The 1,562-nt window shown below is 69.3% G+C and carries 2 protein-coding genes; one reads left to right on the top strand and one right to left on the bottom strand.

All coding sequences use genetic code 11. The features are described 5' to 3' along the window. The coding region (locus ACRDSQ_RS00535) for a DUF222 domain-containing protein (protein ID WP_431417793.1) at window positions 1-831 on the bottom strand (831 nt) is incomplete at its 3' end. Window positions 832-1,405: 574 nt separating this feature from the next. Between ACRDSQ_RS00535 and ACRDSQ_RS00530 the strand changes: the two genes are divergently transcribed. Continuing rightward, on the top strand, window positions 1,406-1,562 hold a 157-nt coding region (locus ACRDSQ_RS00530), incomplete at its 3' end, for an agmatine deiminase family protein (RefSeq protein WP_431417794.1).

Below are 1,562 nucleotides of genomic sequence, written 5' to 3'. Positions count from 1 at the left end.
GTCCAGGGTGGCCCGGCCCACCGAGTCGCGGAGCATCTCGATGGTCGCGGTGAGGTGCAGGTGCGGTCGCTCCCCGGCCTCGGTGGGCAGGTCGGGGGCGGCCTGGGCGAGGTCGCAGAGTTCGGCGAGGGCGTCACCGTGGCGTTCGCCCCGGTCCCGCTGGTCATGCTCACGGGGTGTGGACAGGGCGGTGATCAGGGTTTCGAGGGTGGCGCCGTCGGTGGGGGTCAGTTCGAACCGGCCGTGCACCGTGCCGTCGTGGTGTCGCCGCCAGGCCAGGAAGTTCCGTGCCCGTGGTGGGTCATCGGATGGTTCGGGGCCGTCCTGGTCGAGCACGGCGAGCATCCGCTGCGCGCTGACCCGTAGTTCGGCCGGGTTGGTGGTGCGTGCCTGCTCGGCGAGGGCGGCCTCGAATCCTTCGCGGGCGGGTTCGTCCACCCAGGCGGGTATGTCACCCATGGTTGTGGCGATGATGTCGATGTGCTCCCCGTCGACCACCGCGTCGCGCATGGCGGCGCGGGTGGCGGGCAGGGCGGCGGGCCGGTGGTGCCCGGTGGGGGTGACCGTCTCGGCGAGGTGGTCGGCTCGTTCGACCCAGCGGCGGGCCTCGCGGGGGTGGACTCGCACCAGGGCGGTGAGGAGCTTGGGCAGGGATCCGTATCCGGCGAGGCGGTGGATGTCGTCGCGGTCCAACTCGCCCACCACATCGAGCACCCTCGCCATCGCCGCGCGCGCCTCGGCGACGGCGGTGACGAGCTCAGCGGTCAGCGCGGGTCCACGCGACGCCCAGAACCTGTCCGGGTCGTTGTGATGGATCTCCAGCTCCGCCATGCCACCAAGTCTCCCGGCGACCACCGACAATCCCGGCCCGGTTTCCGGCCTCGACGACTCGTGTCACACGATGGTGTCAACAACGCGGAATGGCTTGCGGTGAAACAGATTCCGGGTACGCACACCGCGACCTCCCCCGGTCTGGTGATGCGCTGCTGCGGGCAACCCGGATGGCCGTGGAGGCGCTGAGGACCTGGGTCAAGCGCGCGGAGATCGACGCCAGGGACGGCCGGGCGCCACGAGCGGTGAGGCGGAGCGGATCGCGCAGCTGGAGCGGGAGAACCGTGAGCTGCGGCGGGCGAACCAGATCTTGAGGTCAGCGGCGCCACACCCAGCACCTGGCCGAGGCCAGCATGGTCGTATCCGTTGGCAGCAAAGGAGATTCTACGATCTCTTCAAGATCGCCACGGTCGAGTACATCGACTGGTACGCCAACCGGCGCCTGCAGGGCGAACTCGGGCACCTCCCGCCCGCCGAGTAGGAAGCGCTACACGCGATGACCCACCCGGCCAACGCAACCCTGGAAACCAGCTGATCCAGTCTCCATCAAACCCGGTACTTGACACGCGACACCGTGCCGGTGTTCGTGGAGGAGGCGGACAAGCTCCTCGGTGTCGACTTCAACTTCAACGGTTGGGGCGGCAAGCAGAACCCACACGACCGCGACGCCCAGATCGCAAGGGCGGTGCTGGGCAAGTACGGGGTGCCACGCGTCGAAACCTGGATCGTGG

Origin of the sequence: Actinokineospora sp. (assembly GCF_050699995.1) — a bacterium.
Classification (GTDB): Bacteria; Actinomycetota; Actinomycetes; order Mycobacteriales; family Pseudonocardiaceae; genus Actinokineospora.
Note: the sequence above shows the minus strand (reverse complement) of the source record. Positions and strands in the feature narration are given on the sequence as shown.